Source organism: Nocardioides marinus (assembly GCF_013408145.1).
Taxonomy (GTDB): domain Bacteria; phylum Actinomycetota; class Actinomycetes; order Propionibacteriales; family Nocardioidaceae; genus Nocardioides; species Nocardioides marinus.
This window is the reverse complement of the sequence record NZ_JACBZI010000001.1, coordinates 1,894,632-1,918,978: the sequence shown is the minus strand read 5'-3', so window position 1 is coordinate 1,918,978 and position 24,347 is coordinate 1,894,632. Positions and strand designations below refer to the sequence as shown.

Below are 24,347 nucleotides of genomic sequence, written 5' to 3'. Positions count from 1 at the left end.
CCCATGGCGATGACGGCACAGGTCAAGGCGGAGCTGTCGAGCACCCCCATCACCAAGACCTGTTGTCGCAAGGCCGAGGTCGCCTCGATGCTGCGTTTCGCCGGTGGGCTGCACATCGTGAGCGGCCGGATCGTCGTCGAGGCCGAGCTCGACACCGGTGCTGCCGCACGACGACTGCGCAAGGACGTCTCCGAGGTCTACGGCGCCCACTCCGACGTCGTGATGGTGCAGGGCAACGGCCTGCGCAAGGGCAGCCGCTACATCGTCAGGGTGGTGCGTGACGGCGAGGCGCTCGCCCGCCAGACCGGCCTGCTCGACCAGCGCGGTCGACCCGTCCGTGGCCTGCCCCCGGCGGTGGTGTCCGGCGGCGCCTGCGACGCCGTCGCCGCCTGGCGCGGCGCCTTCCTCGCCCACGGGTCGCTCACCGAACCGGGGCGCTCGTCCTCGCTCGAGGTCACCTGCCCGGGGTCGGAGGCCGCCCTCGCGCTCGTCGGCGTCGCTCGCCGGCTCGGCATCTCGGCCAAGGCCCGCGAGGTCCGTGGCGTGGACCGTGTCGTGATCCGCGACGGTGACGCCATCGGTCAGCTGCTGACCAGGCTCGGCGCCCACGAGTCCCTGATGGCCTGGGAGGAGCGCCGCATGCGCCGCGAGGTGCGCGCGACCGCCAACCGGCTGGCCAACTTCGACGACGCCAACCTGCGCCGCTCCGCGCGCGCCGCGGTGGCGGCAGGAGCCCGGGTCGAGCGGGCCCTGGAGATCCTGGGCGACGAGGTCCCCGACCACCTCAAGCTCGCCGGCAGCCTGCGGGTCGAGCACAAGCAGGCCTCGCTCGAGGAGCTCGGGCAGCTGCACGAGCCGGTCCTCACCAAGGACGCGATCGCGGGCCGGATCCGGCGGTTGCTGGCCATGGCCGACAAGCGCGCCGAGGAGCTCGGCATCCCCGACACGGAGTCCTCGCTGACCCCCGACATGCTCGCCGAGGACGCCTGAGCCTCCCCGCCCGACGGACACTCCCTGCTCCGCCGTACGAGGACGGCGTCCGAGCCCGACGACCCCCGGTGGGCCGCCGGTGTGCTCGCGGTAGGGTCGGCCGGGGAGCCGGCCGTCACGGCCGCCCCGCCCGAACACCACCCGATCGACCATGTCGGACGACCCAGGAGCAGCAGTGACCGTGCGCGTAGGTATCAACGGATTCGGCCGGATCGGCCGCAACTTCTTCCGGGCCGTGCAGGCCTCCGGGGCCGACTTGGAGATCGTCGGCATCAACGACCTCACCGACAACGCGGTGCTGGCCCACCTGTTGAAGTACGACTCGATCCTCGGCGTCATGGGCGAGGAGGTCGAGGCCACCGCTGACGCGATCGTCGTGGGCGGCAAGGAGATCAAGGTCTCCAGCGAGCGCGAGCCGGGCAACCTCGGCTGGGGCGACCTCGGCGTGGACGTCGTGGTGGAGTCCACCGGCTTCTTCACCGACGCGACCAAGGCCAAGGCCCACGTCGACGCCGGCGCCAAGAAGGTCATCATCTCCGCGCCCGCCTCCAACGAGGACATCACCATCGTGATGGGCGTCAACCACGAGCTCTACGACCCCGCCGCGCACACGGTCATCTCCAACGCCTCGTGCACCACCAACTGCCTGGCCCCCATGGCCAAGGCGCTCAACGACGCCATCGGGATCAACAAGGGCCTGATGACCACGGTGCACGCCTACACCGCCGACCAGAACCTGCAGGACAACATCCACAAGGACCTGCGTCGGGCCCGCGCCGCGGCGATCAACATCGTCCCCACCTCGACCGGTGCCGCCAAGGCCATCGGCCTCGTCCTGCCCGAGCTCAAGGGCAAGCTCGACGGCTACGCGCTGCGCGTCCCGACCCCGACCGGCTCGCTGACCGACCTCTCCTTCGAGGCCTCGCGCGAGACCTCGGTCGAGGAGGTCAACGCCGCGGTCGAGGCCGCCGCCGACGGCCGCTTCCTGCGGTACTCCACCGCCCCGATCGTCTCCTCCGACATCGTCACCGACCCGGCCTCGTGCATCTTCGACGCGCCGCTGACCAAGGTGCTCGGCAACCAGGTCAAGGTCGCCGGCTGGTACGACAACGAGTGGGGCTACTCCAACCGCCTCGTCGACCTCATCGGCTTCGTGGGCGAGTCCCTCTGAGCATGACTGCTGCGACGACGGGACTCGACCAGCTCCTCGAGCAGGGCGTGGCCGGCAAGCGGGTGCTCGTCCGCTCCGACCTCAACGTCCCTCTCGACGGGTCCGTCATCACCGATGACGGGCGCATCCGCGCGAGCGTGCCGACGATCCGTCGGCTCGCGGACGCGGACGCCCGCGTGGTGGTGACGGCCCACCTCGGACGTCCCAAGGGCGCCCCCGAGGAGCGCTACTCCCTGGCCCCTGTGGCGGCTCGCCTCGGCGAGCTCCTCGGCACCGACGTGGCGTTCGCCCGCGACACGGTGGGGGAGTCGGCGCACGAGACCGTCGCCCAGCTCGAGGACGGCCAGGTCGCCCTGCTGGAGAACGTCCGTTTCAACGCGGGCGAGACCAGCAAGGACGACGGCGAGCGGGCCGGGTTCGCCCGGCAGCTCGCCGACCTCGCCGACGTCTTCGTCTCCGACGGCTTCGGGGTCGTGCACCGCAAGCAGGCCAGCGTCTACGACGTCGCGCAGATCCTGCCCAGCGCCATGGGCACGCTGGTCTCGACCGAGATCGACGTGCTGCGCCGCCTCACCGAGGAGCCGCAGCGCCCGTACGTCGTCGTGCTCGGCGGCTCGAAGGTCTCCGACAAGCTCGGCGTCATCGACAACCTGCTCGGCAAGGCCGACAAGCTGCTCATCGGCGGCGGCATGGTCTTCACCTTCCTCAAGGCCCAGGGCCACGAGGTCGGCAAGAGCCTCCTGGAGGAGGACCAGCTCGAGACCTGCCGCAGCTACCTCGCGCGGGCCGAGGAGCTCGGGGTGCAGATCCTGCTCCCCGGCGACATCGTGGTCGACACGGCCTTCCCGTCCGGCGACCGCACCCCGGAGCCCCGCGTGGTCCCGGCCACGGAGATCCCTGCCGACTGCCTGGGCCTCGACATCGGCCCGGCTGCCGGCGCCGACTTCGCCGCCGCGCTCTCCGACGCGCGCACGGTCTTCTGGAACGGCCCCATGGGTGTCTTCGAGGTGCCGCAGTTCGCTGACGGCACCCGTGCGGTGGCCGAGGCGCTCACCCGCACCGAGGGCCTCTCGGTCGTCGGTGGCGGCGACTCCGCCGCGGCCGTGCGCACCCTCGGCTTCGACGAGGGCGCCTTCGGTCACATCTCCACCGGCGGCGGAGCCAGCCTGGAGTACCTCGAGGGCAAGGCCCTCCCCGGCATCGACGTCCTGGAGGGCTGACCCATGGCCGCACGTACCCCGCTCATGGCGGGCAACTGGAAGATGAACCTGAACCACCAGGAGGCGGTGGTGCTGGTCCAGAAGCTCGCGTGGACCCTCTCGGACAAGAAGCACGACCCGGCGCGCTCCGAGGTCGTCGTCGTCCCGCCGTTCACCGACCTGCGCTCGGTGCAGACGCTGGTCGACGGCGACCGGCTCCCGATCAAGTATGCCGCGCAGGACTGCTCGGCGCACGACTCGGGCGCCTACACCGGTGAGATCTCGACCTCCATGCTCACCAAGCTCGGCTGCTCCTACGTCGTGCTCGGTCACTCCGAGCGCCGGGAGTACCACCAGGAGTCCGACGAGCTGGTCAGCGCCAAGGCCCACAAGGCCGTCGAGGCCGGGTTGGTCCCGATCGTGTGCGTCGGTGAGGGCCTCGAGGTCCGCCAGGCTGGCGAGCACGTCGCTCACACTCTCGCCCAGGTCGAGGGGTCGCTGGCGGGCTTCTCCGCCGAGCAGGTCGCGGCCCTGGTCGTGGCCTACGAGCCGGTCTGGGCCATCGGCACCGGCGAGGTGGCCACCCCCGACGACGCCCAGGAGGTGTGCGGAGCCATCCGTGCCCGCCTGCGCGAGCTGCACGGGGACGCGGCTGCCGATGGTGTCCGGGTGCTGTACGGCGGGTCGGTCAAGGCCGCCAACGTCGGGGCCATCATGGCCCAGCCGGACGTCGACGGATGCCTGGTCGGCGGGGCGAGCCTGCAGGCCGACGAGTTCGGCGCGATCTGCCGGTTCTACGACATGCCCGTCCTCTGACGCGGCCCGCCGCCCCTCCCGTCCCTCTCATCACGTAGGATCTGCGACCGTGGAACTGCTCTTCACCATCATCCTGATGATCTCCAGCCTGCTGATGATCCTGCTGGTGCTCCTGCACAAGGGCCGCGGTGGCGGCCTGTCCGACATGTTCGGCGGCGGTGTGTCCTCCTCGCTCGGCGGATCGTCGGTGGCGGAGCGCAACCTGGACCGTCTGACCGTGGGCATCGGGGGCATCTGGTTCGCCACCGTCATCGCCCTGGGGCTCCTGCTCGCCTACTGACCTGATGACCTCTCGGGCCTGACGAAGGAGAAGACACCATGGCTGGTGGAGGAAACGCGATCCGGGGTAGCCGGGTCGGCGCAGGTCCGATGGGAGAGGCCGAGCGCGGCGATGCGGCCCCCCGCCAGACCGTGACCTACTTCTGCTCCCACGAGCACCGCGTCGTGGTGGCCTTCTCGGTCGAGGCGCAGGTCCCGGAGTCGTGGGACTGCCCCAAGTGCGGCCTGCCCGCCAGCCTGGACAGCGACAACCCACCGCCGGCTCCGAAGATCGAGCCCTACAAGACGCACCTTGCCTACGTGAAGGAGCGGCGCTCGGACAAGGAGGCGGCCGACATCCTCGACGAGGCACTCAAGCTGCTCCGGTCCCGCCGCAAGTCCGGCGACCTGGTCTTCTGATCCCGCCGAACCGGCGCATCAATACGCCGGGTCGACGTGTCCTTCGTGCCGAGCCGGCGTATCAATACGCCGGCTCGACCTGACCTTGGCGCCGAGCCGGCGCATCAATACGCCGGGTCGATCCGGAGGTTGCGTTGAGCGCCCCGTTGTCGTGCCCTCACGCGACGTACGTCGCCACGTCGGCGCGTGCGCGGGCCGCGCGGTGACCTGCGCGGACCAGCTCCTCGGCCCGCAGCGTCTGAGCGAACAGGTCCTCGGATCGGATCACGACGATGGTCCACCCGAGCGCCCGGGCTCGGTCGCGGCGTCGTCGGTCGCGCGCGAGCTGCTCGGGCGTGGAGTGCCAGTCGGCCCCGTCGTACTCGACCGCGAACTTCAGATCCGGGTCGGCCAGGTCGAACCGAGCCACGAAGTCCGACCCGTCCCACAGCTCCACCTGTGGCTGCAGGTCGAGGCCGGCCTCGTGGCAGCGCAACCAGAGGACGTCCTCGGCCGGCGACTCGCACAAGTCATGGACCAGCGGTGCGACCGCGCGGAACGTGGTGACCCAGCGGCGACCCTTGAAGCCGGCGGACAGGGCGAGGAGCCGCTCCTTGTCGACCAGACCGGTGCGGTAGATCGCATTCATCCCCGCCAGTGACTCCGAGGGCCACCGCACCATCCCGAGGTCGGCGCAGGTCCGCAGCGGCGTGGTCACGGCGAGTCCCTGCATCTCCACGATCTCGTCGTCCCGCAGGTCCCGCTCGCCGCGGACGGAGACCGGGTTGCGCAGGGAGGCAGACCCCCGGCGCCGCATCATCCGCACTGGCATCGCCTCGAGGTGCTCGCCCGGCGCGAGGACCATCTCGGCGCCGTGCAGCCAGGCGGCGTGCCGGTCGCAGACCACCGTGTCCGGCGGGGCGTGCAGCCGGAGTGCCGCGATGCGCAGGTCGAGGTCGTCGGGCACCCCGGCCTCGACGTACACCCCCTTGAGCACGCGTGTGACCACGCCCATGGCTACCAGCTGACGAAGGTGCCGAGGAGTCAGGGCTTTCTCGCATGCCATGGTTGTGGTGAACGGTGCGCGTTCGAACGTCCGTACCTGCGCTCGGACGTCTGGCGGTCGCGTGGGTCGCATACCGAGAGGTTGCTGCGGTGAGGCTCCCCTCGGGGCCCGAGGACCCAGGACTGTGGAGAGGCCCGTCCGCGACGTCCTTGTGGACCATTCCCGGTCCATTCGCGCCGAGCCGGCGTATCAATGCGCCGGTTCGACCTGAAACGAGCGCCGAGCCGGCGTATCAATACGCCGGTTCGACCCGGAACGAGCGCCCAGTCGGCGTATCAATACGCCGGTTCGACGGGTCAGAGGCGGGAGGCGGCGGCGCGGTCGAGGAACCAGACGGTCTCCTCGCGCCCCGAGACTCCCGACGCCGGGGTCTCGGCGACGGAGGTGTGCTCGGGCGACAGCGCGCGGGCGACAGCCTCGGCCTTGGCCTCGCCGCTGACCAGCAGCCAGGTGGCCCGTGACCTGGCCAGTGCGGGGTAGGTGAGGCTGACTCGCTCGGGCGGCGGCTTCGGCGAGCCGGTGACCGGCACGGACGACCGGTCCCTGACGTCGAGCTCGGGGCGACCGGGGAAGAGCGAGGCGATGTGGCTGTCCGGGCCGACACCGAGCATCAGCACGTCGAACTCCTCGGGCCCGTGCGCGTCGAGCTCCGCGGCGTACGCCGCAGCGGCGGCCTCGACGTCGTCGACGTCCTCGGTGGCCGCGACCTCGTGGACCCGCTCGGCCGGCACCCCCACCGCGTCGAGGAACGCGGTGCGTGCCTGGACGGCGTTGCGATCAGCGGAGTCGCGCGCCACGAAGCGCTCGTCACCCCACCAGAGGTCGACGGCGGTCCAGTCGACCCCGGAGCCGGGGGAGAGCCTCGCCAGCTCGCGGTGGATGGCGTCGGCGATCGACCCGCCCGTGAGCACGACGTGCGGTCGGCGGCCGGCGGACTGGGCGTCGGCCAGCACCCGCAGCAGCTCACCGGCGACCGACCTGGCCAGCTCCTCCGGGCCGGCGTGCACCTCGACGCGCGGGGCGGCGGTCACGACCGGTGCTCCCGGTAGTAGGCGACCAGGGCCCGGGTGGAGGGGTCCTGGTCGGCGAGCGCGTCGGCGTCGCCGGCGAGGACCGGGCCGAGCCGGGTGGCCAGCTGCTTGCCGAGCTCGACGCCCCACTGGTCGAAGCTGTCGATGCCCCACACCACGCCCTGGGTGAAGGTGATGTGCTCGTACAGCGCGACGAGCTGACCCAGGACCGAGGGCGTGAGCCGGGGCGCCATGATCGACGTCGAGGGCCGGTTGCCGGCGAAGACCCGGGCCGGGACGATCTGCTCGGCCGTCCCCTCGGCGCGGACCTCCTCGGCGCTCTTGCCGAAGGCCAGGGCCTGGGACTGGGCCAGGAAGTTGGCCAGCAGGAGCTCGTGGACGTCCTGCTCGCCGTCGACCAGGGGGTACGACGGTGCCGCGAACGCGATGAAGTCGCACGGCACGACCTGGGTGCCCTGGTGCAGCAGCTGGTAGAACGCGTGCTGGCCGTTGGTCCCGGGCTCGCCCCAGAAGACCTCGCCGGTGCCGGCGGTCACGGGGGAGCCGTCCCAGCGCACACTCTTGCCGTTGGACTCCATCGTCAGCTGCTGAAGGTAGGCCGGGAAGCGGTGCAGCAGCTGGGCGTAGGGCAGCACCGCGTGGGTACGGGCGCCGAGGAGGTCGACGTACCAGACGTTGATCAGCCCCATCAGGGCCGGGACGTTGGACTCCAGCGGCGTGGTGCGGAAGTGCTCGTCGACCGCGTGCATCCCGGCGAGCAACTCGGAGAACGCTGCCGGTCCGATGGCCAGGACGAGCGAGGTCCCGATGGCGGAGTCCAGGGAGTAGCGGCCGCCGACCCAGTCCCAGAAGCCGAAGGCGTTCTCCGGGTCGATCCCGAAGTCGGCCACCTTGTCCAGCGCCGTCGAGACGGCGACGAAGTGCCGGGCCACCGCCTCGGAGCGCACCGACTCCGGGAGCCCGTCGAGCAGCCAGGTGCGGCACAGCCGTGCGTTGGTGAGGGTCTCCAGGGTGCCGAAGGTCTTCGACGACACCACGAACAGCGTGGTCTCCGGGTCGAGCCCGCGCAGCGTGAGGGCGGCGTCGGTGGGGTCGATGTTGGACAGGAACCGGCACGCCGGACCGTCGGCGAAGGGCTGCAGGGCCTCGTAGGCCATCACCGGCCCGAGGTCCGAGCCACCGATCCCGATGTTGACCACGGTCTCGATCTGCTTGCCCGTGACGCCGGTCCACTCGCCCGAGCGCACCTGCTCGGCGAACGCGTAGACGCGGTCGAGCACCTCGTGGACGTCGGCGACGACGTCCTGGCCGTCGACGTGCAACGACGCGCCGCGCGGCTGCCGCAGGGCCGTGTGCAGGACCGCACGGTCCTCGGTGACGTTGATGCGCTCACCGCGCAGCATCGCGTCGCGACGCTCCTCCAACCCCACCGCCCGTGCGAGGTCGACCAGCGCCCCGAGCACGGCGTCGTCGACGAGGTTCTTCGACAGGTCGACGCGCAGGTCGCCGACCTCGTGGGTCAGCCGCTCAGCGCGCGACGGGTCCTCGACGAACCACCGACGCAGGTCGGGCTCGAGCTCGCCGGCCAGGGCGGCGAGCCGCGGCCAGGCCGCGGTGGACGTGGGGTCGACCGGTGCCTGGCCCATGCTCACGCCTTCGCCTTCTCCATCTGTGCGCGGACCGTCTCGACCAACTCGTCCCAGGACGCCTCGAACTTCGAGACGCCCTCGGACTCGAGGACCTCCAGCACCTCGGCCCAGTCCACCCCGGCGGCGACGACCGCGTCGAGCAGCTCCTGGGCCTCCCGGGCGCGCCCGCTGACCTGGTCACCCTGCAGCTCGCCGTGGTCGGCGACCGCCTCGAGCGTCTTCTCGGGCATCGTGTTCACGGTGTCGGCGACCACGAGGTCGGTGACGTACAGGGTGTCGGGGTAGTCGGGGTTCTTCACGCCGGTCGAGGCCCACAGCGGGCGCTGCGGCCGTGCCCCGGCCGCCGCCAGCTGCTGCCACCGCTCGGAGGCCAGGACGCCCTCGAAGGCGCCGTAGGCGACGCGGGCGTTGGCGACGGCGGCGCGCCCGCGCAGGGCGAGCGCCTCGTCGGTCCCGATCTTCTCCAGGCGGCTGTCGACCTCGCTGTCCACGCGGGAGACGAAGAACGAGGCGACCGAGCGGATCTGCGACAGGTCGTGCCCGGCGTCCTTGGCCCGCTCCAGACCCTCGAGGTAGGCGTCCATGACCGCCTGGTAGCGCTCCACGCTGAAGATGAGGGTCACGTTGACACTGATGCCCTCGGCGATCACGGCGGTGATCGCCGGCAGACCAGCGGCCGTGGCCGGGATCTTGATCAGCGCGTTGAGCCGGTCGACCGCCGCCCAGAGCGCCTTCGCGGAGGCGATGGTGGCGTCGGTGTCGTGCGCGAGCGCCGGCTCGACCTCGATCGAGACGCGGCCGTCGTCCGCGGTGCGCTCGGCCACGGGGGCCAGCACGTCGCAGGCGTTGCGGACGTCCTCGGTGGTCAGCTCGAAGATGACCTCGTCGACCGACCTGCCCTCGGCCACCAGGTCGCGGACCTGCTGGTCGTACCGCTCGCCGTCGGCGATCGCGCCGGCGAAGATCGTGGGGTTGGTGGTGACCCCCACGACCGACCTCTGCTCGACGAGCTCGGCCAGGTTGCCGGTCTCGATCCGCTCGCGGGACAGGTCGTCCAGCCAGATCGACACCCCGGCGTCGGCCAGGGCCTTCAGTCGCTCACTCATGCGTGCTCCTCGGTGTCGAGTCGTGCGTGGTGGTGGGTGGTGGTCTCAGCCGGCCGCGGCGATGCTGTCGCGGGCGGAGTCGGCGACCGCCTGGGCGGTGATGCCGAACTCGGTGTAGAGCCGGGCGAAGTCGGCCGAGGCGCCGTACTGGTCGATGGAGACGATGCGGCCGGCGTCGCCGACGTACTCCCGCCAGCCCATCTTGACCCCGGCCTCGACCGAGACGCGGGCCTTGACGTGCGGGGGGATGACGGTGTCGCGGTAGGCCTGGTCCTGCTCCTCGAACCACTCCAGGCAGGGCAGCGAGACGACGCGGGCGGCAATGCCCTCGGCGGCCAGCATGCCGCGGGCCTCGACGGCCAGCTGCACCTCGGAGCCGGTGGCCATCAGGACGACGTCGGGCTCGCCGTCGGTGTCGAGCAGGACGTAGCCGCCGCGGGCGACGCCCTCGACCGAGCCCCACACCTCGCCGTCGTGCTCGCCGCGGGGGAAGACCGGGACGTTCTGCCGGGTCAGCGCCAGGGCGGCCGGCCCGTCGGTACGCCGCAGGACCTCGGCCCAGGCCGCGGCCACCTCGTTGGCGTCCGCGGGCCGGACGACGTCGAGGCCCGGCATCGCGCGCAGCGAGGCGACGTGCTCGATCGGCTGGTGCGTCGGGCCGTCCTCGCCGAGGCCGATCGAGTCGTGGGTCCACACGTAGGTGACCGGCAGCCGGCTCAGGGCGGCGACGCGCACCGCACCGCGCATGTAGTCGGAGAAGGTGAGGAAGGTGCCGCCGAAGACGCGCGTGAGCCGGTCGGCCGCGATGCCGTTCATGATCGCGCCCATGCCGTGCTCACGGATGCCGAAGTGGAGCACACGACCCTGGTAGGGGTCGGCCTCGTAGCCCTCGGCACCGTTGTCGGCAGGCAGGAAGGACGGCACGTCCTTGATGGTGGTGTTGTTGGACCCGGCGAGGTCGGCCGAGCCGCCCCACAGCTCAGGCATCAGGCCGGCGACGGCGTTGATGACCTTGCCGGAGGCCGACCGGGTGGCCACGCCCTTGGCGTCGGGCTCGAAGGACGGCAGCGCCGCCTCGAAGCCCTCGGGCAGGTCGCGGCGCTTGAGCCGGTGCAGGAGCTCGGCGCGGTCGGGGTGGGCCTCGGCCCAGGTGGTGTAGCGCTCGTCCCACTCCTTGCCCCACGCCGCGCCGCGCTCGCGCAGCGCTCGGGTGTGGGCGAGGACCTCCTCGGAGACCTGGAAGTGCTGCTCGGGGTCGAAGCCCATGACCTTCTTGGTCGCGGCGACCTCCTCGGCACCCAGGGCGCTGCCGTGGGCGGCCTCGGTGCCCTGTGCGTTGGGCGCCGGCCAGGCGATGATCGTGTCCAGCACGATCATCGAGGGCTTGTCGGTGACTTCGGACGCTGCGCGCACTGCGTCGTAGAGCGCGTGCACGTCCTCCTTGTAGGTCTCCCCGCCCTGGGTCCAGTCGACGGTCTGCACGTGCCAGCCGTAGGACTCGTAGCGCTTCGCGACGTCCTCGGTGAAGGCTACGTCGGTGTCGCCCTCGATCGAGATCCGGTTGCGGTCGTAGATCACCGTGAGGTTGCCGAGCTGCTGGGTGCCGGCGATCGAGGAGGCCTCGCCACTGACGCCCTCCTGCAGGTCGCCGTCGGAGCACAGGACGTAGACGTCGTGGTCGAACAGGCCCTCGCCGGCTGCGGCCTCGGGGTCGAGCAGCCCGTGCACGCGGCGCGCCGACATGGCCATGCCGACGGCGTTGGCGACACCTTGGCCGAGCGGACCCGTCGTGACCTCGACGCCGGCGGTGTGGCCGAGCTCCGGGTGACCGGGGGTCTTCGAGCCCCAGGTGCGCAGCGCCTGGAGGTCGCTGAGCTCGAGGCCGAAGCCGCCGAGGAAGAGCTGGGTGTAGAGGGTGATGCTCGAGTGGCCGCAGCTGAGCACGAAGCGGTCGCGGGCGACCCACTCGGGGTCGGCGGGGTCGTGCCGCATGACCTTCTGGAACAGCAGGTAGGCCACGGGGGCCAGGCTCATGGCTGTGCCGGGGTGTCCATTGCCGACCTTCTGCACGGCGTCCATCGCCAGGACCCGGGCGGTGTCCACCGCCTTGTCGTCGATGTCGGTCCAGTCCAGCTGCTGGCTGAGGATCACAGGGTTCCTTCCGGTGCGGTCGTGGGGCCTGCGAGCAGGCGGTTCCGAGCCTACCGAGACTGAGCAGTAGACTCCCATTCGCACCTCTCGGGTGCGCTCTGTCTTCACCCGTACGAGCTCGACCCGCACCAGCCAGCACCAGTTTCGAGGGACGTCCGTGACCCACGTCGGCCACCAGGCCGCTGCTCCGCAGCGCCGCGAGCCGACCGCTGAGGACCCCCGTGCCACCTGGAAGGACGTCGTCGCGGCGTACGTCGGGCTCACCAAGCCCCGCGTGATCGAGCTGCTGCTGCTGACCACGGTGCCGGTGATGTTCTTCGCCGACCGTGGGGTGCCTCCCCTCGGGCTGGTGCTCGCGACGGTGGTGGGCGGCGCGTTCTCCGCCGGCTCGGCGTCGGTGTTCAACTGCGTCTACGACCGTGACATCGACGAGCAGATGCGACGCACCCGTCGACGGGCGCTGCCACGACACATCGTCAGCGCACGGGCGGCGTTGGTCTTCGGCGCGGTGCTCGGCGTGCTGTCGGTCGTGGTGCTGCTGGTGTGGGTCAACCCGCTCTCGGCCCTGCTGGCCGTGAGCGCGGAGGCGTTCTACGTCTTCGTCTACACGATGCTGCTCAAGCGGCGCACCACGCAGAACATCGTCTGGGGCGGCCTCGCGGGCTGCTTCCCGGCACTGATCGGCTGGACCGCGGTGACCGGCGAGCTCGCCTGGACCCCGGTGGTGCTCTTCGCCGTCGTCTTCTTCTGGACCCCGCCGCACACCTGGGCGCTCGCGCTGCGCTACCGCGAGGACTACGCGAACGTCGACGTCCCGATGCTGCCGGTCGTGGCCTCCGCGCACGCGGTGTCCCGCCAGGTCGTCGTCTACTCGTGGGTGATGGTCGCCACCTCGCTGCTGCTGTGGCCCGTGGCCTCGACCGGGCCGTTCTACCCCGTCGCGGCCGTCGTGCTGGGGGCGGCGTTCCTGGTGGAGGCGCACCGCATGCTGGGTCGTGCCCGCGGCACCGAGGAGCTCTCCGTCATCTCACCCATGCGGCTCTTCCACGCCTCGAACCTCTACCTCAGCCTGCTGTTCTTCGCGGTCGCGCTCGACCCGCTGTTCTCCTGAGCGCGGGCTCCCTGGGCCCGGCCGGACCCAGGGACCGGTCCTCAGGGGTGTCGCACGCGCAGCAGCGCGGCGGTGGTGAGCGCGGAGAGGATGGCGGCACCGAGCATGTGCAGGCCGACGAGCACCTCGGGCAGGTCCGTGAAGTACTGCACGAAGCCGATCGTGCCCTGGGCCAGCTCGGCGACCAGGAGCAAGACGACCACCCGGACCGCGGCCCGGTCCGCGCGGACCGCGAGCAGGCACAGCAGCAGTCCCACGGTGAGGCCCAGGTAGAGGAACACCGCATCGGCGTGCAACTGGCTCCACTGGAGGGGGTCCAGGCCGTTGCGGGGGGACTCGGCGTCCCCGGCGTGGGGCCCCGAGCCGGTGACGACGGTGCCCAGGTACAGCACCACCCAGGCGGCTGCGAAGACGGACCAGGCCAGCCAGGTCGCGGGCCCGCCGACCGCGGGTGTCGGGCGGTCCAGGACCTGCAGGAACCGCACGGACAGCCCCACCAGCGCCATCGAGAGCAGCAGGTGCAGGGAGACGATCCAGGGGTTGAGGTCGGTCAGCACCGTGATGCCGCCGATGACCGCCTGCAGCGGGATGCCGGCGGCCAGGACGGCGGCGAGGCCGACCAGGTGACGTCGACCGGTGCGCACCGCCGCGACGAAGGTCAGGACCGCGACGGCCACGAGCACGAACGTCAGCAGCCGGTTGCCGAACTCGATCGCAGAGTGGAAGTCCAGCGCGCCGTGCGGGGTGAAGTCCTCCTCCGTGCACCGGGGCCAGGTCGGGCAGCCCAGCCCGGAGCCGGTCAGGCGCACGGCGCCGCCGGTGACGACGATGCCGGTGTTGGCCACGAGCGACGCCCAGCCGGCCCAGCGGGCCTGGCGGTGCCGGAGGGCGGGGTCGGTCATGCTCACTCCCAGGTGAAGGTACGGGCGGTGAGGACCGTACCCACGGCCGCCCAGCCGAGCAGGGTCAGCATCGACGTGACGTCGGCCGCACCGTCCAGGAGGGCCGCGCGCATCCCCTCGCCGAGCGCACCCGACGGGAGCCAGCTCGCGAGGTCGCCGAAGCCGCCGTAGGCACTGGCCGGCAGGACCACCGCACCACCGGCCATGAGGAGCAGGTAGACGAGGTTGGCTGCGGCCAGGGTGGCCTCCGCCCGCAGGACCCCGGCGACGAACAGGCCCAGGGCGGCGAAGGCGGCGGTCCCCACGGCGGCCACGGCCAGCGCGGAGAGCAGCGCCACCGGCGTCGCCCGCGGATCCCAGCCCAGCGCCAGGGCCACGCCGCCGAGGACGAGCACCTGCAGCGTCTCGACGAGGAGCAGCGCCAGCACCTTGCCGGCGAGCAGCCCCGCGCGGGGCAGCGGGGAGCTGCCGAGCCACTTGATGACGCCGTACCTGCGCTCGAAGCCGGTCGCGATCGCCAGCGAGGTGAACGCGGTGGACATCACCGCCAGCGCCAGCACGCCGGGGGCGAAGGTGTCGATGGCGGAGGCGTCCAGCTGGAGACCCACCCGCTCCGAGCCGGCCACCGCCCCGACCAGGACGATGACGGGGATGACCACGGCCAGCAGCAGCTGCTCGCCGTTGCGCAGCATCAACCGCGCCTCCATGCGGGCATGGGCGACCACCTGCCGCGACAGGGGTGCGGCCCCGGGCGCGGGGTTGAATGTGCCGGCGCTCATGCGGTGAGCTCCCGTCCGGTCAGCTCGAGGAAGACGTCCTCGAGGCTCCTGGTGCCGAGGTTCAGCGACTCGGGGAGCACGTCGTGCTCCTCGCACCAGCGCGAGACGCGCGCCAGGGTGGAGCCGTCGGCGGGGCCGGTGACGAGCAGGCTCAGCGGGTCGAGCACGGTGACGGTCGTGGCCGGCCCGAGGGCGGCCGTGAGCGACTCGGGGGCGCCCGGTGGGAACGGACGGGTGACGACCAGGCGGATGGTCGAGACCCGGCCGCCGCGGGTCAGCTCCACCGGCGAGCCGGAGGCGATCAGCCGCCCGTGGTCGATGATGTGCACGGTGTCGGCGAGGGACTCCGCCTCGTCCATGTAGTGCGTGGTCAGCACGACGCTCACCCCGTCCGCACGCATCTCGCGCAGCAGGTCCCAGGTGTCCCGCCGGGCCTGGGGATCCATGCCGGCGGTGGGCTCGTCCACGAAGACCAGCTCGGGTCGGCCCACGATCGCCATCGCGAGCGCCAGTCGCTGCTTCTGGCCGCCGGAGAGCCGCCGGTACGGCGTGCGCCCGCAGGCCGCGAGGCCCAGGCGCTCCACGAGCAGGCCGTGCGGCAACGGGTCGGCGTGCAGCGAGGCGGCGTGCCGGAGCATCTCCTCCGCGCGTACGCCGCTCCAGGCCCCACCCTCCTGCAGCATCACGCCGATGCGGGGGAGCAGCGCTCGTCGGTCGGTGTGGGGATCGAGACCCAGCACCCGCACGCTGCCGCGCTGCGGGCGTCGGTAGCCCTCGCAGGTCTCCAGCGTCGTGGTCTTCCCGGCCCCGTTGGGCCCGAGCACGGCGGTCACGCTGCCGCGGGCCACGGTGAGCGAGAGCCCGTCGACGGCGGTCTTGGAGCCGTAGCGCATCTCCAGGGAGTCGACCACGACGGCGTGGTCGGGGTCGGGCGCTGGCACGTCCGCAGTCTAGGGAGGCGCCGGGAGCCTCCCGGCCCCGCCCTAGGCTCTGGGACGTGACTGGCTGGCTCGTGGTGACCGTGCTGCTCCTGACCGCGGTGTCGGCGGTATGGGCGGTGCTGATGATCGTGAGGGACGAGAGCCCCCCGGGGGACCGCTTCTTCGTGGTGCTCGGCGTGCTGCTGCTCGCCCTGGTCGTCCAGCTGGTGGGCGGGCTGGTGGCACTCGCGACCACCGACCATGACGTGGACGGAGTGACCTTCGTCTCCTACCTGGTGACCGTGGTGCTGGCCCCGCCCTTCGGCGCGGCGCTGGCGCTGGTCGAGCGCAGCCGCTGGGGCAGCGTGGCCCTGGTGGTGTCGCTGGCCACGGTGGCGGCGATGGAGGTGCGCCTCGACGCGCTCTGGGCGGCCGCCGGTGCGTGAGCTGTCGACCGGCCCGGGCCGGGTGCTCGTCGCGGTCTACGCCGTCTTCGCGGTGGCGGCCACCGGACGCTCCCTGGTGCAGCTGGGGAGCGACGCGGGTCGGGCGCCGCTGGCCTACGGCCTCTCGTTGCTGGCCGCGGTGCTCTACCTGGTGGCCACCACCTGCCTGCTGCGCGGCGGGCGCGCCGCGCGCCGGGTCGCGCTGGTCGCGGTGACCGTGGAGGCGGTGGGCGTGGTCGTGGTCGGCACGCTGTCCTACGTCGCGACGGGGCTCTTCCCCGACAAGACGGTGTGGTCGCACTTCGGCCAGGGGTACGGCTTCCTGCCGCTGGTGCTGCCCTTCCTGGGGCTGTGGTGGCTGCGTGCCTCCGCCGCCCCGGAGGCGGGGAACCGGGTCGACGTCCGGGCTTGAGGCGGGGGAGAGCACCGCCGGGCCACTTAGGTGACCCTTGCTTGAACGGCCGTTCTCATTAACGGCACACTTGCGTTGTGGAATTCACCCGCGACGACCTGAGCACGCGTCAGCGTGTCGCGCGGTCGATCCTGGTGAACGGGCCCTCGACCGCGGCGACGCTGGCCGAGCAGCTCGACCTGACCCCGGCCGCCGTGCGCCGTCACCTCGACCAGCTGGTCGAGGAGGGTGCCGTGGAGCCGCGGGACCCCCGCCCCGGCGCCAGCCGTGGTCGCGGCCGCCCGGCCAAGCTCTTCGCGCTCACCGAGCTCGGCCGCGAGGGCTTCGACCAGCAGTACGACGACCTGGCTGTCCAGGCCCTGCGGTTCCTGGCCGAGACCGGTGGCGAGGGCGCGTTGCGTGCCTTCGCCGAGCAGCGGGTCTCCTTCATCGAGGCGCGCTTCGAGGCGACCCGAGCCGCCGACCCCGAGCTCACCCCGGCCCAGGTGCTCGCCCGCGTCTTCACCGACGAGGGGTACGCCGCGGGGGTCCGGCAGCTGCCCGTGGTCAACGGGCAGAGCGCGGGGGAGCAGCTGTGCCAGCAGCACTGCCCGGTCTCCCACGTCGCCCACGAGTTCCCCCAGCTGTGCGAGGCCGAGACCCAGGCGATCAGCCGGGTGCTCGGGCGCCACGTCCAGCGACTGGCCACCATCGCCCACGGCGACGGTGTCTGCACCACCTGCATCCCAGACCTCCCCACCACGTCCCAGACGTCCAGCACAGAGAAGGAGCGGGTCACCTCATGACCTCCATCGAAGAGCTCAACCCCGAGCTCCAGGGCATCGGCCGCTACGAGTTCGGCTGGGCCGACCCTGACGTCGCCGGCGCGGCGGCGCAGCGCGGTCTCAACGAGGCCGTCGTGCGGGACATCTCCGGCAAGAAGGACGAGCCGCAGTGGATGCTCGACCTGCGCCTGAAGGGCCTGAAGCTCTTCGACCGCAAGCCCATGCCCACGTGGGGCTCGGACCTCTCGGGCATCGACTTCGACAACATCAAGTACTTCGTGCGCTCCTCGGAGAAGCAGGCCACCAGCTGGGAGGACCTGCCCGAGGACATCAAGAACACCTACGACAAGCTCGGCATCCCCGAGGCGGAGAAGCAGCGCCTCGTCGCCGGCGTCGCCGCGCAGTACGAGTCCGAGGTCGTCTACCACTCGATCCGCGAGGACCTCGAGGAGCAGGGCGTCCTCTTCCTGGACACCGACACCGCGCTCAAGGAGCACCCGGAGCTCTTCAAGGAGTACTTCGGCACCGTCATCCCCGTCGGTGACAACAAGTTCTCCGCGCTCAACACCTCGGTGTGGTCGGGTGGGTCCTTCATCTACGTCCCGCCGGGCGTGCACGTCGACATCCCGCTGCAGGCCTACTTCCGGATCAACACCGAGAACATGGGCCAGTTCGAGCGGACGCTGATCATCGTCGACGAGGACGCCTACGTGCACTACGTCGAGGGCTGCACCGCGCCGATCTACAGCTCGGACTCGCTGCACTCCGCGGTCGTGGAGATCATCGTGAAGAAGGGCGGCCGCTGCCGCTACACGACGATCCAGAACTGGTCGAACAACGTCTACAACCTCGTCACCAAGCGCGCCACCTGCGAGGCCGGCGCCACCATGGAGTGGGTCGACGGCAACATCGGCTCGAAGGTGACGATGAAGTACCCCGCGATCTACCTGATGGGCGAGCACGCCAAGGGCGAGACGCTGTCGATCGCGTTCGCCGGCGAGGGCCAGCACCAGGACGCCGGCGCCAAGATGGTCCACGCCGCCCCGCACACCTCGAGCTCGATCCTGAGCAAGTCGGTGGCCCGCGGCGGTGGCCGGACCTCCTACCGCGGCCTGATCCAGGTCAACGAGGGCGCCCACGGCTCGAAGTCCAACGTGCTGTGCGACGCGCTGCTCGTCGACCAGATCAGCCGCTCCGACACCTACCCCTACGTCGACATCCGCGAGGACGACGTCTCGATGGGCCACGAGGCGAGCGTCTCGAAGGTCTCCGACGACCAGCTCTTCTACCTCATGTCGCGCGGCATGGAGGAGGACGAGGCGATGGCGATGATCGTGCGCGGCTTCGTCGAGCCGATCGCCAAGGAGCTGCCGATGGAGTACGCCCTCGAGCTCAACCGCCTCATCGAGCTGCAGATGGAGGGCGCGGTCGGCTGAGGCCACCCGCCCCCTGACGAACCCGACGCTAGGAAGACACCCCACACGTGACCGTGACTGCTGACCCCCGCGACAGCGTGGCCGCCGCCCTCGAGGCCGACCACGTGGAGTCCCACCTGCACCCGGTGAGCTCCTTCGACCTCGCCGACCACCCCATGCCCACCGGGCGTGAGGAGATCTGGCGGTTCACCCCGCTCAAGCGGCTCGCCGGCGCCCTCGATGACGCCCCCGGCGACGAGGGCGCGCTGAGCGTGGAGACCATCGGCGACGCGTCGTACGTCGTCGGCTCGCTCGCACCCGGCCAGGCCCCGCGCGGCGAGGCGCTCGTCCCCGACGACCGCGCCTCGGCCCTGGCCTCGCTGCACGCCGGCGATGCCGTGCACGTGCGGATCCCGGCCGACGCCGAGCTCACCGAGCCGATCGGCCACCGGCTGACCGGCGTCGCGGGCAAGCGCTCGCACCGCCACACGGTCATCGAGGCCGGCACCCACTCGCGGGCCACCTACGTGCTCGACCACCGCGGCTCGGGCGTGCACGCGGGCAACGTCGAGGTCGTGGTCGGGGACGGCGCGGACCTCACCGTGGTGTCGCTGCAGGACTGGGACGACGACGCCGTGCACGTCGGCACCCACGAGGCCGTGGTGGGCCGCGACGCCCGCTACCGCCACATCGTGGTGACCTTCGGCGGCTCCGTCGTGCGCACCAGCTCCAACGTGCACTACGCCGGTCCCGGCGGCGAGGCCGAGCTGCTGGGCCTCTACTTCGCCGACGCCGGTCAGCACTTCGAGCACCGGCTCTTCGTCGACCACAACGCTCCTCGCACCAAGAGCAACGTCTCCTACAAGGGCGCGCTGCAGGGTGAGCGGGCCCGCACCGTGTGGATCGGCAACGTGCTGATCCGCAAGGTCGCGGAAGCCATCGAGACCTACGAGGAGAACCGCAACCTCGTGCTCACCGACGGGTGCCAGGCCGACTCGGTGCCGAACCTCGAGATCGAGACCGGCGAGATCGAGGGGGCCGGTCACGCCTCGGCCACGGCCCGCTTCGACGACGAGCAGCTGTTCTACCTGCGCAGCCGCGGCGTCTCCGACGAGGAGGCGCGCCGCCTGGTGCTCCACGGCTTCTTCCAGGACCTCATCCGCAAGATCGGTCTGCCGGAGCTGGAGGAGAAGCTCACCGCCGCCGTCGAGGACGAGCTGGCGCGCAACGTCGCCGGCAAGGTCCTCTGATGGCCTTCGAGCGCGCCTGCGCGCTGGCCGACGTCCCCGCCGACGAGGCCCTCGCGGTCGTCGTCGGGGAGTACTCCGTCGCCGTCGCACGCGACGGCGACGGGCCCGACGCCGAGGTCTTCGCACTGCAGGACCAGTGCAGCCACGCGGCGGTCTCGCTCAGCGAGGGCGAGGTCGCCGACTGCACCGTGGAGTGCTGGCTGCACGGCTCCCGCTTCGACCTGCGCACCGGCAAGCCCTCCGGGCTGCCCGCCACCGAGCCGGTGGCCACCTTCCCCGTCGAGGTCAGAGACGGCGACATCTTCATCGACACGACCACCACCCTGAACGGAGTCACCCCCGCATGAGCACCCTCCAGATCACCGACCTCCAGGTCTCTGTCGACACCGAGGACGGACCCAAGGAGATCCTCAAGGGCGTCACGCTGACCATCGACAGCGGCGAGACCCACGCGATCATGGGGCCCAACGGCTCCGGCAAGTCCACCCTGGCCTACTCCATCGCCGGCCACCCGAAGTACACGATCACCGGCGGCTCGGTCACCCTCGACGGCGAGGACGTGCTGGCGATGTCGGTCGACGAGCGCGCCCGCGCGGGGCTCTTCCTGGCCATGCAGTACCCCGTCGAGGTCCCCGGCGTCTCGGTCGCGAACTTCCTGCGCACCGCGAAGACCGCCATCGACGGCGAGGCGCCCAAGCTGCGCACCTGGGTCAAGGACGTCAACGCCGCGCTCGAGCACCTCAACCTGGACTCGACGTTCTCCGCCCGCTCGGTCAACGAGGGCTTCTCCGGCGGTGAGAAGAAGCGCCACGAGATCGCCCAGCTCGAGCTGCTCGACCCCAAGGTCGCGATCCTCGACGAGACCGACTCCGGTCTCGACATCGACGCGCTCAAGGTCGTCTCCGAGGGCGTGAACCGCTTCCGCGAGCGTGAGGGCAAGGGCGTCCTGCTCATCACCCACTACACCCGCATCCTGCGCTACATCCAGCCCGACAAGGTCCACGTCTTCGTCGACGGCAAGGTCGCAGAGTCCGGCGGGCCGGAGCTGGCCGACAAGCTCGAGGCCGAGGGCTACGAGTCCTACCTCAAGGTCAACGCCTGAGCGGTGGTCGAGCAGCGAGGCGCGCCAGCGCCGAGCGTGCGTCGAGACCACCTCACCGGCACCACCGTCTCGCAGAAAGGTAGGGATCGTTGATGGAAGGCCTGCTTCCTGACCTCGAGGTCGTCCGCAAGGACTTCCCGATCCTGTCCCGCACCACCCCGGACGGGCGGCCGCTGGTCTACCTCGACAGCGCCAACACCTCGCAGAAGCCGCAGGTGGTGATCGATGCGATGGTCGACCACCTCGAGCGGCACAACGCCAACGTCGCGCGCGCCATGCACATGCTCGGCGCGGAGGCGACCGAGGCGTTCGAGGGCGGCCGGGACAAGGTGGCCTCGTTCATCGGCGCGCCCGAGCGCGACGAGGTGATCTTCACCAAGAACGCCTCCGAGGCGCTCAACCTCGTCGCGAACACCCTTGCCCTGCCGGGTCCCCGACAGGTCGGACCGGGCGATGTCGTGGTCACCACGGAGATGGAGCACCACTCCAACATCGTGCCGTGGCAGATGCTGACCCAGCGCACGGGCGCGGACCTGCGGTGGTTCACCTTCGACGACGACGGCCTGCTCGACCTCTCGCAGGTCGACGAGCTGATCACCGAGCGCACCAAGGTCGTCACCTTCACCTGGGTGTCGAACATGCTCGGCACGATCAACCCGGTCGCCGAGCTGACCCGCCGTGCCCACGAGGTCGGCGCGATCGTGGTCGTGGACGCCTCGCAGGCGGCGCCGCAGCTGCCGATCGACCTGGCCGCCATGGCGCCGGCGGAGCGGCCCGACGTGGTCGTCTTCACCGGCCACAAGGTCGTCGGGCCCACCGGCATCGGTGTCCTGTGGGGTCGCCGAGAGCTGCTGGAGGAGCTGCCGCCGTTCCTCGGCGGTGGCGAGATGATCGAGACCGTCACGATGGAGCGCTCGACCTACGCCGGGCTGCCCCACAAGTTCGAGGCCGGCACCCCGCCGATCGTCGAGTCCGTCGGGCTCGGCGCTGCGGTGGACTACCTCGCCGCCCTCGACATGGAGGCCGTGCACCGTCACGAGCAGACCATCACCGCCTACGCGCTCGACGGCATGGCCACGGTGCCGGGCCTGAAGGTCCTCGGCCCGCTGGACGCCCGGCTGCGCGGGGGAGCGATCTCCTTCGAGCTCGACGGCGTGCACCCCCACGACGTCGCGCAGGTGCTGGACGTGCGCGGTGTCGCCGTGCGGGCCGGGCACCACTGCGCCCGGCCGGCGCACGCGAAGTTCGGCGTGCAGAGCTCGACCCGGATGTCGTCGTACGTCTACACGACGCCGGGCGAGATCGACGCACTGGTCGAGGCGCTGCACTACACCCGTTCCTACTTCAAGGTGGACTGATGTCGGCGGAGCTGGACTCGCTGTACCAGGAGATCATCCTGGACCACTACAAGAACCCCCACCACAAGGGACTCCGCGAGCCCTTCGCGGCCGAGGTCCACCACGTGAACCCGACCTGCGGCGACGAGGTCACGCTGCGCGTGCACGTGGCCGACGGCGTCGTGGCCGACGTGTCGTACGACGCCGTGGGCTGCTCGATCTCGCAGGCCTCGACCTCGGTGATGACCGACCTGGTCATCGGCAAGCCGGTCGAGGAGGCCATGGGCATCCACGAGGAGTTCCTCACCCTCATGCAGGGGAAGGGCGCCGTGGAGCCCGACGAGGAGGTGCTGGAGGACGGCATCGCCTTCTCCGGCGTCGCCAAGTTCCCCGCGCGCGTGAAGTGCGCACTGCTGGGCTGGATGGCATGGAAGGACGCCACCGGCCAGTCGCTCTCGACCACCGACGCAACCAGCCCCGCCCAGGGAGGCACCGATGACTGACACCCACACCCCCGACCACTCCGACCTGCCCACGGACGTCCCGGCCCCCTCGGGCTCCGCGTCGACCGTGACGGTCGAGGAGGTCACCGAGGCGCTCAAGGACGTCGTGGACCCCGAGCTCGGCATCAACGTCGTCGACCTCGGCCTGGTCTACGGGGTCCACGTCGACGAGTCGTCGAACTGCGTCGTCGACATGACCCTCACCTCCGCGGCCTGCCCGCTGACCGACGTCATCCAGGACCAGACCGACTCCGCCCTGGAGGGCCTGGTCAACGACGTCGCCATCAACTGGGTCTGGATGCCGCCGTGGGGCCCGGACAAGATCACCGACGACGGTCGCGAGCAGCTCCGCGCGCTCGGGTTCAACGTGTGAGGCAGGACGTCACGAGGAACGAGTGACGTCCTGACCCGAAGAGGTCGAGCAAGGGCCACGGCCGAGCCTGCGAGGTCGTGACGCCCGGGTCGAGACATCCTGGGTGTTCCACGAGGGCCGTCCGGCTAGCCTGGCGTGATGACCGCCCCCGAGACCGACCCAGCCGAGGAGGCGGTCCGCGCGTTCTGGGACCTCGCCCGGTTCCACGCGCGGCTCAACGTGGCGCCGTCGTACTTCGGCCCGACGACCCTCGAGGTCGTCCCGCCGCCGGCCTGGTCCTTCGGGGACCAGCCGGAGGGTGAGCGGATGCTCGTCGAGGTGCTCTCCGGTGCCCGGACCTCGCTCGAGGGCAGCGTCGAGGAGTACGGCGACGAGCTGCCCGTCCCGGGGTCGCTGAGCATCCTGACCGACGCCGGCGGGCACCCGGTCGCCCTGCTGGAGGTCACCTCCGTCGACGTGCAGGGCGGGTCCGTCGTGGAGCACTTCCGGGTCGTCCACCAGGACTCCTGAGGTGGGTTCCCCCGACACCTCCCTGCTCGTGCCGGCGGACCGGGTCGAGCGGTGGGTGCAGAACTTCCAGGGCCGGCACGGCACGACGGCCCTCACCGTGCTGGATGCCGGGCTGCAGGGGGCGGCGAGCGACGGCTCGGCCTTCCGGATGGAGCTCCCCTTCGCCACGGGGTACGCCGGTCTGCCGGATGCCGGGGCGTTCGCCACCGCCGCCCGGACGGCTCCGCCGGCCGACTGGGGCGTGCTGCTGGTGCGCAAGGGCGGCTTCGCGGTGGCGCGGCTCGCGGGGACGCGCACGAGCGCCAGCAAGGTCGGTCAGCGACACGTGCAGGGGCGCACGAAGGCGGGCGGTCAGTCCCAGCAGCGGTTCGCCCGTCGGCGGGACAACCAGGCACGCCAGGCCTACGAGGCGGCGGCCGAGCACGCCGTACGCCTCCTGGGGGACCTGTCGGGCCCGGTGGTGACCGGCGGTGACGCCGGCGCGCTCGAGGCCGTGCTCGACGACCCCCGGCTGCGGCGGCTCGAGGTCGCCGACCGGCGCCTCCCCGTGCCCGACCCGCGCCGTGCGGTGCTGGAGCAGGCGGTGGCCGACGCCTGCTCGGTCGTGGTGGAGGTGCACAACAGCGACGGCCCGTCGTGGCCGGACCGACCCGGTGCGGACGACGCCGCGGGCCGCTAGCGTGCCGG

General features: G+C 71.4%; 27 protein-coding genes. 19 read left to right on the top strand and 8 right to left on the bottom strand.

Features of this window, described 5'->3' with window-relative positions; genetic code table 11:
* Positions 1 to 3: 3 nt before the first annotated feature.
* The 6 genes from whiA (at position 4) to BKA05_RS09125 (ending at position 4,854) form a co-directional block, all read left to right on the top strand.
* Positions 4 to 990, top strand: a complete 987-nt coding sequence (whiA, locus tag BKA05_RS09150; RefSeq protein ID WP_179531163.1) for a DNA-binding protein WhiA — start codon at positions 4 to 6, stop codon at positions 988 to 990.
* A 175-nt stretch (positions 991 to 1,165) separates the two neighbouring features.
* The gene (gap, locus tag BKA05_RS09145) at positions 1,166 to 2,161 is read left to right on the top strand and encodes a type I glyceraldehyde-3-phosphate dehydrogenase (RefSeq protein ID WP_179531162.1); all 996 of its coding nucleotides are present in this window, start codon (positions 1,166 to 1,168) and stop codon (positions 2,159 to 2,161) included.
* A 2-nt stretch (positions 2,162 to 2,163) separates the two neighbouring features.
* A complete protein-coding gene (locus tag BKA05_RS09140; RefSeq protein ID WP_179531161.1) occupies positions 2,164 to 3,381 on the top strand; it encodes a phosphoglycerate kinase in 1,218 nt (405 codons plus the stop codon).
* Positions 3,382 to 3,384: 3 nt separating this feature from the next.
* The gene (gene tpiA / locus BKA05_RS09135; RefSeq protein ID WP_179531160.1) at positions 3,385 to 4,176 is read left to right on the top strand and encodes a triose-phosphate isomerase; all 792 of its coding nucleotides are present in this window, start codon (positions 3,385 to 3,387) and stop codon (positions 4,174 to 4,176) included.
* A 49-nt stretch (positions 4,177 to 4,225) separates the two neighbouring features.
* Positions 4,226 to 4,456, top strand: coding sequence for a preprotein translocase subunit SecG (gene secG / locus BKA05_RS09130; protein ID WP_179531159.1), 231 nt, complete (start codon positions 4,226 to 4,228; stop codon positions 4,454 to 4,456).
* Between the two features lie 38 nt (positions 4,457 to 4,494).
* Positions 4,495 to 4,854, top strand: coding sequence for an RNA polymerase-binding protein RbpA (locus tag BKA05_RS09125; protein ID WP_179531158.1), 360 nt, complete (start codon positions 4,495 to 4,497; stop codon positions 4,852 to 4,854).
* A gap of 157 nt (positions 4,855 to 5,011) precedes the next feature.
* Here BKA05_RS09125 and BKA05_RS09120 read toward each other — a convergent pair whose 3' ends face one another.
* From BKA05_RS09120 to tkt, 5 genes are all read right to left on the bottom strand, one after another.
* Complete coding sequence (locus tag BKA05_RS09120; protein ID WP_179531157.1) at positions 5,012 to 5,848, bottom strand: hypothetical protein; 837 nt, start codon at positions 5,846 to 5,848, stop codon at positions 5,012 to 5,014.
* A gap of 347 nt (positions 5,849 to 6,195) precedes the next feature.
* Positions 6,196 to 6,930 carry a 6-phosphogluconolactonase gene (pgl, locus tag BKA05_RS09115; protein ID WP_179531156.1) on the bottom strand — a complete coding sequence of 245 codons (735 nt, stop codon included), beginning with the start codon at positions 6,928 to 6,930 and terminating at the stop codon, positions 6,196 to 6,198.
* Positions 6,927 to 8,576 (bottom strand): glucose-6-phosphate isomerase, encoded by a 1,650-nt coding sequence (gene pgi, locus BKA05_RS09110; protein ID WP_179533085.1) that lies wholly within the window; start codon positions 8,574 to 8,576, stop codon positions 6,927 to 6,929. Before pgi ends, pgl begins: the two co-directional genes overlap by 4 nt.
* A 2-nt stretch (positions 8,577 to 8,578) precedes the next feature.
* Entirely contained in the window at positions 8,579 to 9,685 is a 1,107-nt protein-coding gene (tal, locus tag BKA05_RS09105; protein ID WP_179531155.1) for a transaldolase, read from the bottom strand.
* A gap of 45 nt (positions 9,686 to 9,730) precedes the next feature.
* Positions 9,731 to 11,914 carry a transketolase gene (gene tkt, locus BKA05_RS09100; RefSeq protein ID WP_179531154.1) on the bottom strand — a complete coding sequence of 728 codons (2,184 nt, stop codon included), beginning with the start codon at positions 11,912 to 11,914 and terminating at the stop codon, positions 9,731 to 9,733.
* Between the two features lie 79 nt (positions 11,915 to 11,993).
* On the opposite strand from tkt, the gene BKA05_RS09095 reads away from it, so the two are divergent.
* On the top strand, positions 11,994 to 12,947 hold the full coding sequence (locus BKA05_RS09095) for a heme o synthase (protein ID WP_179531153.1): 954 nt from the start codon (positions 11,994 to 11,996) through the stop codon (positions 12,945 to 12,947).
* 41 nt (positions 12,948 to 12,988) lie between these two features.
* Here BKA05_RS09095 and BKA05_RS09090 read toward each other — a convergent pair whose 3' ends face one another.
* Genes BKA05_RS09090 through BKA05_RS09080 form a run of 3 tightly spaced genes read right to left on the bottom strand, consistent with a single transcriptional unit; the run spans position 12,989 to position 15,569 of the window.
* Positions 12,989 to 13,849: a COX15/CtaA family protein gene (locus BKA05_RS09090; RefSeq protein WP_179531152.1), complete on the bottom strand. Its 861-nt coding sequence runs from the start codon at positions 13,847 to 13,849 to the stop codon at positions 12,989 to 12,991.
* Positions 13,850 to 13,851: 2 nt separating this feature from the next.
* The gene (locus BKA05_RS09085) at positions 13,852 to 14,628 is read right to left on the bottom strand and encodes an ABC transporter permease (protein WP_179531151.1); all 777 of its coding nucleotides are present in this window, start codon (positions 14,626 to 14,628) and stop codon (positions 13,852 to 13,854) included.
* Complete coding sequence (locus BKA05_RS09080) at positions 14,625 to 15,569, bottom strand: ABC transporter ATP-binding protein (protein WP_343045584.1); 945 nt, start codon at positions 15,567 to 15,569, stop codon at positions 14,625 to 14,627. Before BKA05_RS09080 ends, BKA05_RS09085 begins: the two co-directional genes overlap by 4 nt.
* 56 nt (positions 15,570 to 15,625) lie before the next feature.
* Here BKA05_RS09080 and BKA05_RS09075 point away from each other — a divergent pair, with 56 nt between their 5' ends.
* The 12 genes from BKA05_RS09075 (at position 15,626) to BKA05_RS09020 (ending at position 24,339) form a co-directional block, all read left to right on the top strand.
* Positions 15,626 to 15,994 carry a hypothetical protein gene (locus BKA05_RS09075; protein WP_179531150.1) on the top strand — a complete coding sequence of 123 codons (369 nt, stop codon included), beginning with the start codon at positions 15,626 to 15,628 and terminating at the stop codon, positions 15,992 to 15,994.
* Entirely contained in the window at positions 15,987 to 16,406 is a 420-nt protein-coding gene (locus tag BKA05_RS09070) for a hypothetical protein (protein ID WP_179531149.1), read from the top strand. The genes BKA05_RS09075 and BKA05_RS09070 overlap by 8 nt, the downstream gene beginning before the upstream one ends.
* 77 nt (positions 16,407 to 16,483) lie before the next feature.
* Entirely contained in the window at positions 16,484 to 17,191 is a 708-nt protein-coding gene (locus BKA05_RS09065; RefSeq protein WP_179531148.1) for a helix-turn-helix domain-containing protein, read from the top strand.
* Positions 17,188 to 18,606: a Fe-S cluster assembly protein SufB gene (gene sufB, locus BKA05_RS09060; protein WP_179531147.1), complete on the top strand. Its 1,419-nt coding sequence runs from the start codon at positions 17,188 to 17,190 to the stop codon at positions 18,604 to 18,606. The genes BKA05_RS09065 and sufB overlap by 4 nt, the downstream gene beginning before the upstream one ends.
* Positions 18,607 to 18,659: 53 nt before the next feature.
* Positions 18,660 to 19,835 carry a Fe-S cluster assembly protein SufD gene (sufD, locus tag BKA05_RS09055; RefSeq protein WP_415836600.1) on the top strand — a complete coding sequence of 392 codons (1,176 nt, stop codon included), beginning with the start codon at positions 18,660 to 18,662 and terminating at the stop codon, positions 19,833 to 19,835.
* Positions 19,835 to 20,182: a non-heme iron oxygenase ferredoxin subunit gene (locus BKA05_RS09050; protein WP_179531146.1), complete on the top strand. Its 348-nt coding sequence runs from the start codon at positions 19,835 to 19,837 to the stop codon at positions 20,180 to 20,182. The genes sufD and BKA05_RS09050 overlap by 1 nt, the downstream gene beginning before the upstream one ends.
* Positions 20,179 to 20,937 (top strand): Fe-S cluster assembly ATPase SufC, encoded by a 759-nt coding sequence (gene sufC, locus BKA05_RS09045; RefSeq protein ID WP_179531145.1) that lies wholly within the window; start codon positions 20,179 to 20,181, stop codon positions 20,935 to 20,937. Before BKA05_RS09050 ends, sufC begins: the two co-directional genes overlap by 4 nt.
* A gap of 92 nt (positions 20,938 to 21,029) precedes the next feature.
* Complete coding sequence (locus tag BKA05_RS09040; RefSeq protein WP_179531144.1) at positions 21,030 to 22,295, top strand: cysteine desulfurase; 1,266 nt, start codon at positions 21,030 to 21,032, stop codon at positions 22,293 to 22,295.
* Positions 22,295 to 22,777 carry a Fe-S cluster assembly sulfur transfer protein SufU gene (gene sufU, locus BKA05_RS09035; protein WP_179531143.1) on the top strand — a complete coding sequence of 161 codons (483 nt, stop codon included), beginning with the start codon at positions 22,295 to 22,297 and terminating at the stop codon, positions 22,775 to 22,777. The genes BKA05_RS09040 and sufU overlap by 1 nt, the downstream gene beginning before the upstream one ends.
* Positions 22,770 to 23,150, top strand: a complete 381-nt coding sequence (locus BKA05_RS09030) for a metal-sulfur cluster assembly factor (protein ID WP_179531142.1) — start codon at positions 22,770 to 22,772, stop codon at positions 23,148 to 23,150. Before sufU ends, BKA05_RS09030 begins: the two co-directional genes overlap by 8 nt.
* Positions 23,151 to 23,288: 138 nt before the next feature.
* On the top strand, positions 23,289 to 23,660 hold the full coding sequence (locus BKA05_RS09025) for an ASCH domain-containing protein (protein ID WP_179531141.1): 372 nt from the start codon (positions 23,289 to 23,291) through the stop codon (positions 23,658 to 23,660).
* 1 nt (position 23,661) lies between these two features.
* The gene (locus BKA05_RS09020) at positions 23,662 to 24,339 is read left to right on the top strand and encodes an acVLRF1 family peptidyl-tRNA hydrolase (protein WP_179531140.1); all 678 of its coding nucleotides are present in this window, start codon (positions 23,662 to 23,664) and stop codon (positions 24,337 to 24,339) included.
* Positions 24,340 to 24,347 lie beyond the last annotated feature (8 nt).